Genomic DNA, 13,849 nt, shown 5'->3' with positions numbered 1-13,849 from the left:
TCAGGAGGCGCTCACGCGGCGAATCTCGCTGCAAAAGCTGGCCACCGCGGCACTGCCATCGGCGCGGTGCTCCACGCTGCTGCGCAGGCGCAGGTTGGGCTTGGTGAACCAGATCCGTTCCCGCACCAGGCCCTCACGGCGCTGAAGTTCCAGTTCCAGGCTGCCGTCAGGCCAGAGTTGCCAGCGACCGATCGTTCCGTCGACGCCCCGCAGGCCGCCGTCACCGTCAAAGCCGAGCGTGCTGCGGATGCCCTCCGGGGCATTCACCTGCAGGCCGCCCAGATCGCCTGCGGCACCTGACTCCAGCAGGGTCACCTCCACCTCCCCCCGCTCGCTCAAGGGAGCGGCGCCGTCGTCAGGGTTGCTGCTGGCGCTGCCGGCCAGCGTGCTGCGCAGACCCATCCAGCGGCCGGCGCAGAGCTGCAGGAAGGCGGGCAGATCCGCCGGAGGAAACGCTGGGCTGGGGCCGGTCATGGCGGCGGTGGGTGGGCGGTGCGCCCATCCTGAAGCACGGCTCAGGGCCCAGCGGCAACGGCAGGGCCCAGCGCGCCGCCGCGCAGCCAGCCTTCACTCCTCCCGGTAGCCCAGCTCCACCAGCCGCGCCGGGTTGCGGCGCCAGTTCGGCACCACCTTCACGAACAGCTCGAGGTACACGGGCCCGTCGAACACCTTCTGCATCTGGACGCGGGCGCCGCTGCCGATGTCCCGCAGCATGGTGCCGCCCTTGCCGATCAGGATGCCTTTCTGGCTGGAGCGCTCCACCACCACCGTGGCGAGCACGGCCGTTCGCTTGCCGTCTTCCACGATCCGCTCCACCTGGACCGCCACCGAGTGGGGCACCTCCTCGCGGGTAAGGGTCAGCACCTGCTCGCGGATCAGTTCGGCGAGCAGCAACTGCTCCGGCTGGTCGCTGATGGTGTCGGCCGGGTAGAGCGCCGGGCCCAGCGGCAGCCGTGCCGTGAGGGCCGCCACCAGCGCCTCGCAGCCCTCGCCGCTGGTGGCGCTGCACGGGAAGAGCTCGGCGAAGGGGGCGAGGGCTTCACGGGCGCCTGCGCCGCTGGTGGCGTCAGCAGGGGCACCGCCGGGCTCGTCGCCGCGGAAGCCGGTGGTTCCTCGGTCGTTCAGCAGGGCGTCATAGCTGCGTTGCAGTGCGGTGGCTTCTGCCGGATCCACCAGGTCCCATTTGTTCAGGGCCACCAGCACCGGCCTGCGGCTCTGGCGCAGCAGCTCCACGATGAAGCCGTCGCCGCGGCCGGCCGGCTGGCTGCCGTCCACCAGCAACAGCACCACGTCCACGTCACCGATGGCGGAGCGGGCGCTGCGCACCAGCCGTTCCCCCAGCAGGTGATGGGGCTTGTGGATGCCGGGAGTGTCCAGCAGCACCAGCTGGGCGGCGGGAGTGGTGAGGATGGCCCGCAGACGGTTGCGGGTGGTCTGGGCCACGGGGGAGGTGATCGCCACCTTCTCCCCCACCAGCTGGTTGAGCAGCGTCGATTTGCCGACGTTGGGCCGGCCCACCAGGGCCACGAACCCGGAGCGGAAGTCGGGCGGATGGCTCGCCGGCAGGAGCGGAGAATGCATACCTTCAACAGTGTCACCCCACGGGCCGTCGATGTCTGCCTCCACCCCGGCTTCACTCGGTGCAGGGGCCGGAAGCCCTGCCGCTGTTCCCAGTTTTCCGCAGGCCATGGAGATCACGGCCCAATGGCTGGGCTTGTGGGAGAACGGTGAGCTGAGCGACGAAGTGCTGGCTGATCGGGTGGGGGAGCTGGTGCAGAGCCGCGATGGCGCGAGGGGGTTCTTCGTGGTGGCGCTGGCCGGCGATTCCCCCCTGATGGACCGCCTGCCCGATGGCCTGGTGTGGCAGTTACGCCAGGCAGGCGCCGGTGTGGTGGATCTCACCGCCCGCAACCTGGCGATGAGCAAGGCGATGGCCTTGCACCATCAGCGCCAGGACGATGGAGCCATGCAGGCCAGTTCCGAGCGGGTGCACCAGCGGTGTGTGGAGTTGCTGCGCCTGCTCGAGCCCAGGGCTGTGAAGGAGCGGCTGGAAACGCTGCTGGAGGCCACGGCAGGCCGTGGTAACGACGTGGCCTTCCTGGAGCGCTGGGGCTACGACGCCGAGCAGCGTGCCGCGATCGCGGCGGCGATCAAGGAAGTGGCAGAGCCCGCTTGAGAGGGAATGGCTGCTTGCAAGCGCATGGGCCGGCACTTGGTTGGTGGGCTTGATCCCTTACCGCACCATCGCCGCCACGTTGCCGCCATCGACGGTGAGCACGGCGCCGGTGGTGCGATCCAGGCGGGCCAGTGCCACGAAGGCCTCGGCCACATCGGCGGCGGTCACTTCCTGGCCCAGCAGGTTGCCGCCCATGTAGGCGGCCTCGCTGACGCCGCGGGCGACGGAGCGCGCGCGGATCATGGCGTCGTCGAGCAGGCCGGAGCGGATGCGATCAGCATTGATGGCATTGGCACGGATGCGCTCCGTCCCCCCCTCGAGCGCGTATTGGCGCATCAGCGCCAGCAGGGCCGCCTTGGCGATGCCGTAGGCACCGAAGTTCGGGCCGGGATTGAGGGCCTGTTTGGAGACGTTGAACAGCAGCTGGCCGCCCAGCGGGGAGGCCTCGTGAGCAGCCGTGGTGTGGCCTGCGCCGTCCTGGGCCCGGAACACGGCGACAGCGGCCTGGGCCACGTGCTGGTGGGCGAAAAGGTTGAGCTCGAAGCTGGCACGCAGATCGGCGTCTTCAAGGGTGGCGATCGGACCGGTCCAGGCGGCGCCGGCATTGGACACCACCAGGTCGAGGCCACCGAAGCGGGTCACCAGCTGATCGATGGCCGCGCGCACCTGCGCCGGTGCGGTGACATCGGCAGTGAGCGCCAGCGCCCGCTTGCCGCAGCTGGCGGCCACGGCGGCGGCCCCCTCGGCGTCACGATCGAGCACGGCCACCTCAGCGCCGGCGGCGGCGAACGCCCGGGCGATCGCCGCGCCGATGCCACCCGCTCCACCGGTGACCAGCACCACGTGCCGGGCCAGGGGCAGCTCCTTACCCTTGCCGAGCTTGGCCTGCTCCAGGCTCCAGTACTCCATGTCGAAGGTGTCGTCCTCACCGACGGGCTGGAAGCGGCCCAGCGCCTCGGCGGCCAGCAGCGTCTGGGCCCAGGCCTCAGCGATGTCGGCGGTGACTGCGGCCGCTGACCCGCTGGCGCCCACCCCCACCAGGCCCAGGCCGGGGATGGCGATCACGCGCGGCAGGGGATCCAGCGGCGTCTTGTGGCCGCCCACGCGGCTGTTCTGGCGCTGCACATAGGCCTGATAGTCGTCCACATAGCCCTGCATCGCCGCCTCCAGTTGCGCCGCCCAGGCCTGCAGGGCCGGCCCGGCCCCGGGACCCTCTGCCGGCGGCGCCGGCGGCAGCACCAACGGTTGGGCCTTGGTGCGGATCACATGGTCGGGGGTGGCGACCCCCCGCCCGGCCCAGGCGCCAAGGCGCTGGTCGTTGGCCACGGCCAGGGCGGTGGCGGTCTGCCGCAGATCCAGCAGCCAGCGGCGCGCACAGCCCTCACGCTCGGCGGCCCGGCTCAGGGCCCCGCGCACCAGCGGCAGTAACGCCGCCGCAGGTGCCGGGCGGCTCGGCAGGGCGCATGGCTGAAACAGGCGCTCGCTGTGGCTGAGGGCGCGCTCGGCCTCCTCCACCAGCGCAATCATCCGCTCGTAGCTCTGCTTGGCCGTGGCCCCGAAGGAGAACAGCCCGTGCTGGAGCAGCACCATCCCCTCCAGCTCCTGGCCGCGGGCGGCGGCGGACGCCGCAGCCGCCTCATAGGCCACCGCGGCGGCCTTGGCCAGCGCGAAGCCGGGCATCACGTAGGGAACGATCGCCACCCGCTCGCCATAGATCCGGCGGCACACCGCCTCGGCGTCGGGCTGGTCGGCCAGCGCCAGCAGCGCCACCGCATGGGTGTGATCGATGAAGGCGTGGGGCAGGAAGGCATGCAGCAGGGCCTCCACCGAGGGATTGGGCGCCGCCGGATCGATCAGGTGGCGCCGCTGGGCCGCCACCATGTCCTCGTCGCTGAGGGACGGCAGCGCGCGCAGCCGCAGCAGCGGCTCCAGCTGCACGGCCGGGTGACCCGGCGGCTCGATCGTGGCCAGATCCCAGCCGCTGCCCTTGACGCACAGCACGGAGATGGGGTCACCTAGGAGGTCGGTGACGCTCGTTTTCAGCGAGGTGTTGCCGCCGCCGTGCAACACCAGTTCCGGGTCGGCGCCCAGCAAGCGGGCGGAGTAGGTGCGCAGGGCCAGCGCCTCGCTCACGCCCCGGGCGCCGTAGTGAGCCACAGCCGCCTGCGCATCGGCGTCGGACCAGCGGTTGAGCACGGCCATGGGACGGGAAGGAGCTTGGGGGAGACTACGGGGAGCCACCCTGCAGGGCCTGCCCGTGTCGTCCCACTGCCGCCGCAGGCCCCCGCTCAGCCCGCAGCAGAAGGGCAGGGGGTGGGCGGCTGCGGCGTTGCTGCCGGTGGTGCCACTGGTGCTGCTGGCCCTGGCGGCGCCCGGCCCGGCCCAGCAGCCGAACCCGCCCCAGATTCCCCGCGACGGCTGGAAGGACTGCGAGTACAACGACAAGCGCCTGGCCTGCGTCGATGAGCAGATGCCCGGCGGCCTGAAGATCCGCTGGAAGGACGGCCTGTCGATGACCTACCGGGAGGTGTCCGGCAAGGGCAAGGACCCCAGCGGCAGCGACCGGCTGCGCGACCGGCTGGGGGGCCTCTGGCGCCGGGAGCTCTACGTGCAGGGCAACATCTCGCTCACCAACGACGCCAACGGCAACCGGATCTTCGTGCCGCTGCGCTTCCCCTGCAAACCGCCCCTGAAGGGGGAGGTGGGCTACTGCCGCTACTGACCCCGCCGCCATGAGAGCGATTCTCGCCACCCCTGCCCTGGTGGACACGGAGCTGCCGGAGCCCGTGCCCGGCCCCCACGACCTGCTGGTGCGGATCGAGGCGATGGCGGTGAACCCGATCGACACCAAGTTGCGGGCCGCCGTGGGCCCCGGCGCGGCTCCGAAGCAGCTGGGCTGGGACGGTGCCGGGGTGGTGAGCGCGGTGGGGGAGCGGGTGCGCCGCTTCCGGGTGGGGGATCCGGTGATGTTCGCCGGCGATGCGGGCAGGGCCGGCTGCAGCGCCGAAGCCGTGCTGGTGGACGAGCGGCTGGTGGGGCGCAAACCGGCCCGGCTCTCCTGGGCCGAGGCAGCCAGCGTGCCGCTGACGGGGCTGACGGCCTGGGAATCACTGTTCGAGCGGCTCGGGCTCGATCCGCTCGACGCTGGTGCGGCCGGGTGCGGGGGTGGCGCCAGCCTGCTGATCCTCGGCGGCGCCGGCGGGGTGGGCTCGATCGCCATCCAGCTGGCCCGCCGGGCCGGGGCGGTGGTGATCGCCAGTGCCTCGCGTCCCGAGAGCGCCGCCTGGGTGCGGGAGCTGGGGGCCCACCACGTCGTCGACCACCACCGGCCCCTGGCTCCCCAGCTGGCCGCCCTGGGCTTCGGGTCGGTGGATCACATCGCCAACTTCAGCGACACCGACGCCTACTGGGAGGTGATGGCCGAACTCATCGCCCCGCTGGGGTCGATCGTGGCGATCGTGGGCAACCGCCGCCCCCTCGACCTCAACCTGCTCAAGGCCAAGAGCGTGACGTTCGCCTGGGAGTTCATGTTCAGCCGCTCCCAGTTCCAGACCGCCGACATGGGGCGGCAGGGGGAGATCCTCGACCGGCTCGCCGAGCTGTTCGAGGCCGGCGAGCTGCACCCCACCCTGGGCCGCACCCTCAGCCCCATCAACGCCACCAACCTGGAGCTTGCCCACACCCAGCTGGCCAGCGGCAGCACGATCGGCAAGATCGCCCTGGTCGGCTGGGCCTAGGCCAGACGCGCCACCAGCACCCGGTGGCGGGGGTCGCAGGCCTCCCGGCGCACGTCGCGGAAGCCGGCCTGCTCCAGGGTCCTGGGCAGATCGAGGCTGAAGTAGTCGGCCAGGTAGGGCTCGGTGCTCTTGAGCAGGGTGGCGATCGGCGCCGGCAGGCGGCGGATCACGGCCGAATCGGGATCCTGATCCACCAGGGCCACCACCCCGCCGGGCCGCAGCAGCCGGGCCGCCTCCTGCAGCACCGCCCGGGTGGCGCCGGCGGGCAGCTCGTGGCAGACGAACTGCAGCGTGATCAGATCGACGCTCGCCGCCGGCAGGCCGGTGGCCTCGGCGGCGGCGTGGTGCCAGCGGCGGATCCGCCCGCCGGGATCCCGGACCCTGGCCACCGCGAGCATCTGGGGGGAGAGATCGAGCCCCTCGACGTCCACGTCTGGGCCCTCGCGCCGGTCCAGCCAGTCCTTGAGGGCCAGGGTGCCGACGCCCACCGAGCAGCCGATGTCGAGGGCGCTGCGCACGGGCCCCGAAAGGCTGGGCTCGATCGCCGCGAAGATCGCGTCCCTCAGCCGCCGCTGGGCGTCCTGGGGCTCGAGGGTTTCCCCCGGCCACACCCGCAGGGCCATGGCATCGGTGGCCTGCTCCGCCTCTCCGGCCGCCGCCCAGCAGAGATTGCCCTCCTGGTAAGCGTGGAACCGGGCCCGGTAGTAGGCCGGCGTCTGGGTGGCCGCCTCGGTGCTGCTGGCCAGCAGCGGCTCGGCCTGGCGCACCAGCTCCTCGCGCCGGGCCCGCCAGGCGATGCCGCGGCGCTCGGCGGTGCGGATGATCAGCTGGCGGGCCTGCAGGAACAGCAGCCGCCGCAGGGGCTCGACGGCCAGCAGCCGGTCGATCAGCCAGCCGAGAGGATGGCGCGAGGCCACCCAGTTGGGGGGCGGGGCGGCGGCGGTCAGGGCCGGAGCGGCAGGCTGGGCCTGGGCCATGGACGGCGAAGGGGCGGCGACTCAGTCTGACGGCGTTGCGGCCCCCGGCGCCGGGCGCAACCGCAGCGAGGCCGCGAAGCCCGCCAGGGCCACCGCCAGCCAGATCCAGCCGTGCAGGCTGAAGCTCATCACCCCGCCCAAGAAGGCATTGACGTTGCACCCCGAGGCGAGCACCCCGCCGTAGCCCATCAGCAGGCCGCCGAAGCCACGCCGGGCCAGGTCCGGCAGGGGCTCGGACCGCTCACCGCGCCAGCGGAAACGGCCCTCGGCCAGGGCGGTGGCGACGGCGCCGTAGAGCAGGCCCAGATCCACGAGCACGGCCTCGTTGAACAGCCAGGCCTCCGGCCCCGCCAGCAGGGCCTGGCCCCGGGGACTTGACCAGAACAGGCTGCTGCCTGGATCCCAGCCCAGGGCCTGGGCGGCGTGGGCGCCACTGAGGGCCAGGCCCCAAAGCACCTTCCAGGGCTCGGCCGTCACCAGCAGCAGGCCCGTGGCCAGCAGGGCGACGGCGATGGCGCCGCCGTAGAGCCGGCGGCTGGGTGAGCGCCAGGGGACCTGGCCGCTCCAGCGCGTCAGCAGCACGGCGATCAGGGCCATGAAGGCGAGCTGCAGGGTCAGGGCGCCCAGCAGGCCGAAGAGCTCCAGGCCGACCGGGGACGGGAGGCGCGGCAGGGGCAGGGCCGCCAGCTGCGGGGCGTGCAGGGTGCCGAGGAAGGCGCCGACGATCAGGCCGATCAGGGCGGCCAGCACGCCGCCGCCGCCGCGGGAGGTGGCCGCCAGGGTGCCGCAGCCGCAGGCCCGGGCCCGCTCCATGCCGATGCCGAACAGGAAGGCTCCGGCCAGGAAGGGCAGGGTGAGGGGGGTGGCCAGCAGCTTCGGCTGCAGGCCGGTGAGGGGCTCGGCGGTGAGCACCAGGGCCATGGCGATCACCAGCAGCGCCGCCAGCAGCAGCTGGGCGAAGACCGGGTGGGGATCCCGCCGCTCGATCAGCCGGCGATAGCCGGAGGCGAAACCGAACCCGGAGCGGACCAGGGCATGGCCGAGGCCACACCCCAGCCCCCAGACGAGGGCGGAGGTCGGTTGCCGTAACGCCAGGGCCACCCCGATGGCGATGGCCGGGGCCACGGCCAGCGCTGGGGGAAGCGGCCGTTTCAACGCTTCTTCGTCTTGGCGGCGGGGGCCGAGCTGTCACCGCCGGTGTCGCAGGCCAGGGCGGCGGCCGGAGCGAACAGCAGCAGCAGAAGGCTGGCCAGCGCCCAGAAGCGGACACGGAAGGTGGTCATGGCCATGGCGGGGGGGAGAGGGAACGGGGGAGGGGCTCAGCGGAGGCTCACCTGCTGGGGTGGGCTGCCCTCAGGCCCCACGGAAATCGGCAGCTTGGAGGCGCTGTACTCGGTCCAGGAGCCCTCGTAGATCCGCACCCGGGGGTACTTGAGCAGGTGCCTGAGAGTGAGGAACTGGAGGCTGGCCTCCCGGCCGGTGCTGCAGGACACGATGATCTCCTTATCCGGGGTGATGCCGCGGCTCACCAGGAGGGCCCGGATCTCGTCGAGGGAGCGGAGCTTGTGAGCGTTTTTCTTCGCCTCGTCGGCGTTGTTGGCTTCGGTGAATGTCTGCCAGGGGATGTTCTTCGCTCCTGGGATGTGGCCGTTGCGGATGAAGGTCTGGTCCGTGCCTTCGAACTGGGCCTTGGGGCGTGGGTCGATGATCACCACGTCGCTGCGGCCGATCAGGGGCTCCAGTTCGCTGAGGCTGATGGCCAGGCCCTTGACCGTGGTGGGCCGGAAGCTGCCGGCCTGGAAGCTGGGGAAGGCCTTGGTGGTGCTCTGCCCAGCTGCCTTGAAGCCGCTCAGGCCGCCATCGACGATGGCCACCTGGCGCACGCCGCTCTTCTCGAGGATGTAGGAGACCAGGGAGGTGCCCAGCACATCGTTACCGTCGGAATAGACGAGCACCGAATCCCGGTCGGAGATGCCGGCCTGGCTCAGCAGGCTGGCCAGCTTGGCGGGGCTCCAGATCTGGAAGGGCAGGCGGCCGTTCGGTCCGCGGAAGGCCTGCTCCGAGAGATGCACCGCCCCGGGCACGTGGCCGCCGATGTAGGAGAGCGGCGGCACCGGGCGCACGTCGAGGACCTTCCAGCGCCCCGAGCGGGCGGCGGCGGCGGCCTCCTCGGGAGAGAACACCTGGAAGCTGGTGCCCCCCGGCGCCAGGGTGGTCACACCGGTGCTGGCCTGGGCCGGAGCGGCGGCGATGGCCCGGGTGATCGGCGCGTCGCTGAGGGCGAAGCCGGTGGCAGCTAGTGCGGCAGCGGTGGCGGTCCCGGCCGCGACCGAGAGCAGCAGGCGCCGGGTTGGGCGGGAGGTCTGCGGGAACATTGAACGCAAAGGCGACCGATTTACCGATGTTTAAAGGATGGCCCCGCTGGGGCCCTGTGTGTTCAACCACGTCTGGGTGTGTCCCGACGAATCGGGGTAACGTCCCTGCGACCTTGCAAACAAGCCATGGACTGGCGTCCCCGTCTGCTGGCCTTCTCCACCTCCCTGCTGGTGGGAGCCGGCGCCCTGGTCGGCGGAGCCGCCCTGGCCACCCCCGCCGGATCCCTGCTCAAGGGCCTGTCACTGCCGCTGCCCAAGCCGGCCGCCAGCCTGTTCGCCGCCAACGCCATCGGCCAGACCAGCCTCAACACCCAGCTGCCCGGCAAGCCGGACGAGCTGCTCGCCAAGGTGAAGGCCTCCCTGGCCAAGCAGGGCTACAGCGAGCGCAAGATCAACACCGTGGTGGGCCCGTGGGGCTTCAACCTGGTGCTGGATCCGCCGGCTGGCACCAAGGTGGATGGCACCGCCGAGGGCAAGGCGGCCGCCCTGGTGCTTCAGGCCACCGCCCTCGGCCCCAACCAGCTGAACCTCAACGTCCGCTTCGAAGGGCTCTAAGGGGTCAAGGACCAGAGTGGCCCCATGGACAGCAAGCCAGCCCCCAACTGGTGGGCCCACAACTGGAAATGGCTGGTGCCGGCCGGCTGCCTCACGGGGGTGGCCGGGCTTGCCGGCTTCATCGCTCTGATCGTCGGCCTCGTGTTCGGGCTGATCAAATCGACCACGCCCTACCAGCAGGCCCTGGCCAAGGCCCAGAAGGATCCGGTGGTGATCAGTCGGCTGGGCGCCCCGATCAATGGGGGCTTGCTGGTGTCCGGCAGCGTCAATCTTTCCGGTGGCACGGGCCAGGCCAACCTGGCCATTCCCCTGCAGGGGTCCAGGGGCAACGGCACCCTGTACGTGGAGGCCCGCCAGAGCGCCGGCACCTGGACCTACTCCACCCTGACGGTCCGGCCGGACGGCGCCGGTGAACCCATCAGCCTGCTGCGGCCCTCGCTCTGAATCGAGCGACGGGCAGCGGCTCAACCCGCGGCCACCGCCACCGGGGCCGCATAGAGGGCCTGGAGGCCCGCTTCGCTGGCCGGCGCCACGCCCCGCTCGGTGATCAGGGCCGTCACCAGGCGGGCGGGGGTGACATCGAAGGCGGGGTTGAAGCCGTCGCTGCCGTCGGGCACCAGCTGCACGCTGGTGGGCTCCCCTGCGGCGGGCTTGCCGGCGATGCGGGTCACCTCCAGGGGGGAACGGGCCTCGATCGGGATCTCCTGCACCCCGTCGGCGATCGACCAGTCGATGGTGGAGGCAGGCAGGGCCACGTAGAAGGGCACGCCGTTGTCGTGGGCGGCCAGGGCCTTGAGGTAGGTGCCGATCTTGTTGCAGACGTCGCCGCAGCGGGTGGTGCGGTCGGTGCCGACGATCACCGCATCCACCTGGCCGTGCTGCATCAGGTGGCCGCCGGCGTTGTCGACGATCACGGTGTGGGGCACTCCTTCGCGTCCCAGCTCGAAGGCGGTCAGGCTTGCCCCCTGGTTGCGGGGGCGGGTCTCATCGACCCATACGTGGATCGGCAGGCCGGAGCGGTGCGCCTTGTAGATCGGCGCCAGGGCCGTGCCCCAGTCGACCGTGGCCAGCCAGCCGGCGTTGCAGTGGGTGAGGACGTTCAGGGGCTGCCCGCGGCGCTCCTCGGGGCGCCGGGCGGCGATCTCCTGGAAGAGGCGCAGGCCGTGGTCGCCGATCGCCTCGCACATGGCCACGTCCTCCGCGGCGATGGCGGCCGCCTCGGCCTTGGCCGCCTCGGCGCGCAGCTCCACCGCCAGAGGCAGCACGGCGGCCCGCACCCGCTCCAGGGCCCAGCGCAGGTTGATGGCGGTGGGGCGGGTGGCATCGAGGCGCTCGAAGGCCTCAGCCAGGGAGGCATCGGAGGGATCGGCCTGCAAGGCCAGCATCAGGCCGTAGGCCCCGGTGACGCCGATCAGGGGAGCCCCCCGCACCACCATGGTGACGATCGCCTCGGCGGCCTCCTCGACGCTGGTGAGCGAGCGGGTTACGAAGCGGTGCGGCAGCAGGGTCTGGTCGATCACACCGACCGAGCGGCCGTCCTCCTCCAGCCAGATGGTGCGCCAGGGCTTGCCGTCGATGTTCATGGGGGTGCGGGTGCGGGCATCGGCCCCATTGTTTCGCCCTGCTGCCCAGCGGCGCCGGGCGCTGACGTGAGCCAGAACACCACGGCAGGAAATGATCAGAAAACCAATCTAAAATCGGCTGAACCTCTCCCTCCAGGCCATGGCATCGAATCCGGTCACCTGGTTTGAGCTGAACGTGCACGACATCGAGCGGGCCAAAGCGTTCTATACGGCCGTGTTCCAGGTGGAATTCCAGGACTTCTCCAACCCGGAGATGGCCTACTGGTGCTTCCCGATGGATGACAGCCATGTGGGCGCCGGTGGGGCACTGATGCAGATGGCGGGGTGCGAACCGGGGAAAGGCGGCACGATGGTGTATTTCAATTGCGACGACTGCGCGGTGGAGGAAAGCCGCGTGGTGCCCGCTGGCGGCACGGTGTGCCGCCCGAAGATGGCGATCGGTAACTTCGGCTTCATCTCCGTGGTCATCGACACGGAGGGCAACCCAATCGGGCTGCATTCACTGCGTTAGCCGAAGCCACCAGGAGGATCAGGTGGCGGAATGAAGGCCTCCTGTTCTGGCGGTTGTTGCCGTTGGAACGCAGCCTTCAGCTCGGGCAACGGTATCCCTTGTCATTGAACAACACCAGGCAGGCATTCGTCACCTCCGGGTCGTAGAGAACACCGCGTTGGTGGGTGATCTCCTCGAGAGCAGCAGTGAGACTCAAGCCTGCAAGGTAGGGCCGGTGGAAACACATCGTCTCAACCACGTCGGCCACAGCCAGGATCCTGTCTTCCATCAACAATTGATTGCCGGGCAGGGCGTCAGGGCATCCACTTCCGTTGATGTGCTCGTGTTGTTCCAAGTGGCACTGCACACCTCAGCGGCCAGGCTCGTCAATCCGCTCGGCCAGGGAAACTACAGGTGCCGCCGATGTTCATCGCGTGGTGAGCTGGGAGGTATTCAGTTGATGCAGAGCGGATGACCTGCTCATGCGTTGCGGATACAGCACTGATGAAGGCGTAGAGGCAAGAGCATCTGGTGGCGGGAAGGAGCTGGGAGCCTTTCCAAGTCCATCCCCCTCGCGGGATAGTCACTGAGCGGACCATTGTTTCAGCATGCCATGCGTGCACTTGACCTTCCTACAGCAAGCCATTCATTCAGCGGCCAGCGCGTGCTGGGCTGCTGCGACGGCCATAGACAATGGCGCCGAAACCGGTGACGTACATCAACAGGCTGTAGACGGCGGCTGGTATCGCCATCTCCGGGCTGTTGAGCAGGCCGGCGGTGATGGCGATCGCCAGCGTGCCGTTCTGGAGGCCCACCTCGATCGCCAGGCAGATCCGCTGAGCTGGGGGCAGACGAAACAGACGGCCAGTGAAGAAACCCGCCAGCATCGCCAGCAGGTTGAGCATCAGCACAGCGAGGCCCACCTGCGCCAGGAAGCCCGGCAGCCTGGTGCCCTCCCGCGTGAGCAACAGCACAATGATGAGCGCCAGCAGCCCCGCCGCCAGGCGGCTCATGTGCGGCTCGAGACGTCGCGCCGTTCTGGGGAAGCGCCGGCGAATGATCATTCCGATCGCTGTAGGCAAGAGGGTGATCAGGAAGATCTGCAGCATGGTGGATCCAATTGGCAGGGAAATCGCCGCCTGCGCGTTGAGAAAATGCTGCAGTGCCAGGTTGGTGAACAGCGGAATCGTGAACACGGTGAGGATGCTGCTCACGGCCGTGAGAGTGACCGACAACGCCACATCACCCCGCGCCAGATAGGTGAGCAGGTTGGAGGAGGGGCCACCAGGACAGAGCGTCAACACAATCAGACCCACCGCAATCGTCGGCTGCATGGGCACCACCAGGGCCACAAGAACGCCGATCAGCGGCAACACCAGGAGCTGGCACAACGTACCGATGGCAACAGCCTTGGGATCACGTGTGATGCGCTGAAAATCCTCAGCCACCAGGCTGAGCCCCATGCCCAGCATCACGATCGCCAACGCAAGCGGCAGCAGAACCGCCGTGAAGATGGTGCTCTGCATCAGCCGCTGCTGGTCAAGAGAGGAAAGAAGTCAGCCAGCCCAGACCCTAATCCCAGCCCTCACCGGGCTCACGTAGAAGCCGGACCTGAAGCGCGGGCCTGTGGGGTGCTGTAGCGATCCAGACAAGAGGCCGCAGGCGGTGAGCCAGCTCTGGCGATCAACCTGAAGGGAGCTCATGAAAGAGCAACAGGAGACCAAAGCCAGAAACCTCATCTGAGGTCAAAACCAGGAGCCAATCCTGTGTCAGCACGTCCTGAGTATGCCCAGGGGCGATACCCCCTGGCCTCCCCGTGGCCATCCTCCAACCAACACGTGACCAACCTTTGACCGGGCCGCAGCCAACCGGGGCGACCACGTGGCCAACCGCAAGAAGTCTACTCAAGATGTTACGAACCTCCCATCTGCGAAGGATGACACTCATTAGGAATGG

The 13,849-nt window shown here is 70.0% G+C and carries 16 protein-coding genes; 6 read left to right on the top strand and 10 right to left on the bottom strand.

Annotation, left to right across the window (positions count from 1 at the left end; genetic code table 11):
* Nucleotides 1-474, bottom strand: coding sequence for a phycobiliprotein lyase (locus tag KQ303_RS10520; RefSeq protein ID WP_259730235.1), 474 nt, complete (start codon nt 472-474; stop codon nt 1-3).
* A gap of 93 nt (nt 475-567) precedes the next feature.
* Nucleotides 568-1,581: a GTPase Era gene (gene era, locus KQ303_RS10515; RefSeq protein WP_259730234.1), complete on the bottom strand. Its 1,014-nt coding sequence runs from the start codon at nt 1,579-1,581 to the stop codon at nt 568-570.
* A 31-nt stretch (nt 1,582-1,612) separates the two neighbouring features.
* On the opposite strand from era, the gene KQ303_RS10510 reads away from it, so the two are divergent.
* Nucleotides 1,613-2,176 (top strand): hypothetical protein, encoded by a 564-nt coding sequence (locus KQ303_RS10510; RefSeq protein ID WP_259730233.1) that lies wholly within the window; start codon nt 1,613-1,615, stop codon nt 2,174-2,176.
* Between the two features lie 57 nt (nt 2,177-2,233).
* Here KQ303_RS10510 and KQ303_RS10505 read toward each other — a convergent pair whose 3' ends face one another.
* On the bottom strand, nt 2,234-4,378 hold the full coding sequence (locus tag KQ303_RS10505) for a bifunctional aldolase/short-chain dehydrogenase (protein WP_259730232.1): 2,145 nt from the start codon (nt 4,376-4,378) through the stop codon (nt 2,234-2,236).
* Between the two features lie 55 nt (nt 4,379-4,433).
* On the opposite strand from KQ303_RS10505, the gene KQ303_RS10500 reads away from it, so the two are divergent.
* Both KQ303_RS10500 and KQ303_RS10495 read left to right on the top strand, forming a co-directional pair.
* Nucleotides 4,434-4,898: a hypothetical protein gene (locus tag KQ303_RS10500; RefSeq protein ID WP_259730231.1), complete on the top strand. Its 465-nt coding sequence runs from the start codon at nt 4,434-4,436 to the stop codon at nt 4,896-4,898.
* A gap of 10 nt (nt 4,899-4,908) precedes the next feature.
* Nucleotides 4,909-5,913, top strand: a complete 1,005-nt coding sequence (locus KQ303_RS10495) for a zinc-binding alcohol dehydrogenase family protein (protein ID WP_259730230.1) — start codon at nt 4,909-4,911, stop codon at nt 5,911-5,913.
* On the opposite strand, the gene KQ303_RS10490 is transcribed toward KQ303_RS10495, so the two are convergent.
* Genes KQ303_RS10490 through KQ303_RS10475 form a run of 4 tightly spaced genes read right to left on the bottom strand, consistent with a single transcriptional unit; the run spans nt 5,910 to nt 9,265 of the window.
* Entirely contained in the window at nt 5,910-6,890 is a 981-nt protein-coding gene (locus KQ303_RS10490; RefSeq protein ID WP_259730229.1) for a class I SAM-dependent methyltransferase, read from the bottom strand. The genes KQ303_RS10495 and KQ303_RS10490 overlap by 4 nt on opposite strands.
* Nucleotides 6,891-6,911: 21 nt before the next feature.
* Nucleotides 6,912-8,015 carry a YeeE/YedE family protein gene (locus KQ303_RS10485; protein ID WP_259730228.1) on the bottom strand — a complete coding sequence of 368 codons (1,104 nt, stop codon included), beginning with the start codon at nt 8,013-8,015 and terminating at the stop codon, nt 6,912-6,914.
* Between the two features lie 26 nt (nt 8,016-8,041).
* A complete protein-coding gene (locus KQ303_RS10480) occupies nt 8,042-8,179 on the bottom strand; it encodes a hypothetical protein (protein WP_259730227.1) in 138 nt (45 codons plus the stop codon).
* A 30-nt stretch (nt 8,180-8,209) separates the two neighbouring features.
* Nucleotides 8,210-9,265, bottom strand: coding sequence for a sulfurtransferase (locus tag KQ303_RS10475; RefSeq protein ID WP_259730226.1), 1,056 nt, complete (start codon nt 9,263-9,265; stop codon nt 8,210-8,212).
* 126 nt (nt 9,266-9,391) lie between these two features.
* Here KQ303_RS10475 and KQ303_RS10470 point away from each other — a divergent pair, with 126 nt between their 5' ends.
* Both KQ303_RS10470 and KQ303_RS10465 read left to right on the top strand, forming a co-directional pair.
* Nucleotides 9,392-9,820: a hypothetical protein gene (locus KQ303_RS10470; protein WP_094512601.1), complete on the top strand. Its 429-nt coding sequence runs from the start codon at nt 9,392-9,394 to the stop codon at nt 9,818-9,820.
* Between the two features lie 24 nt (nt 9,821-9,844).
* Nucleotides 9,845-10,264 carry a cytochrome c oxidase assembly factor 1 family protein gene (locus tag KQ303_RS10465; protein ID WP_259730225.1) on the top strand — a complete coding sequence of 140 codons (420 nt, stop codon included), beginning with the start codon at nt 9,845-9,847 and terminating at the stop codon, nt 10,262-10,264.
* 20 nt (nt 10,265-10,284) lie between these two features.
* On the opposite strand, the gene mtnA is transcribed toward KQ303_RS10465, so the two are convergent.
* Nucleotides 10,285-11,403 carry an S-methyl-5-thioribose-1-phosphate isomerase gene (mtnA, locus tag KQ303_RS10460; RefSeq protein ID WP_259730224.1) on the bottom strand — a complete coding sequence of 373 codons (1,119 nt, stop codon included), beginning with the start codon at nt 11,401-11,403 and terminating at the stop codon, nt 10,285-10,287.
* A 139-nt stretch (nt 11,404-11,542) separates the two neighbouring features.
* Here mtnA and KQ303_RS10455 point away from each other — a divergent pair, with 139 nt between their 5' ends.
* The gene (locus KQ303_RS10455) at nt 11,543-11,914 is read left to right on the top strand and encodes a VOC family protein (RefSeq protein WP_259730223.1); all 372 of its coding nucleotides are present in this window, start codon (nt 11,543-11,545) and stop codon (nt 11,912-11,914) included.
* Nucleotides 11,915-11,990: 76 nt separating this feature from the next.
* Here KQ303_RS10455 and KQ303_RS10450 read toward each other — a convergent pair whose 3' ends face one another.
* Nucleotides 11,991-12,248: an HD-GYP domain-containing protein gene (locus KQ303_RS10450; protein WP_259730222.1), complete on the bottom strand. Its 258-nt coding sequence runs from the start codon at nt 12,246-12,248 to the stop codon at nt 11,991-11,993.
* Between the two features lie 295 nt (nt 12,249-12,543).
* Nucleotides 12,544-13,419, bottom strand: coding sequence for a bile acid:sodium symporter family protein (locus KQ303_RS10445; RefSeq protein WP_259730221.1), 876 nt, complete (start codon nt 13,417-13,419; stop codon nt 12,544-12,546).
* Nucleotides 13,420-13,849 lie beyond the last annotated feature (430 nt).

Source organism: Synechococcus sp. CS-1333, assembly GCF_025128015.1.
In the GTDB taxonomy this organism is placed as follows: Bacteria; Cyanobacteriota; Cyanobacteriia; order PCC-6307; family Cyanobiaceae; genus MW101C3.
Note: the sequence above shows the minus strand (reverse complement) of the source record. Positions and strands in the feature narration are given on the sequence as shown.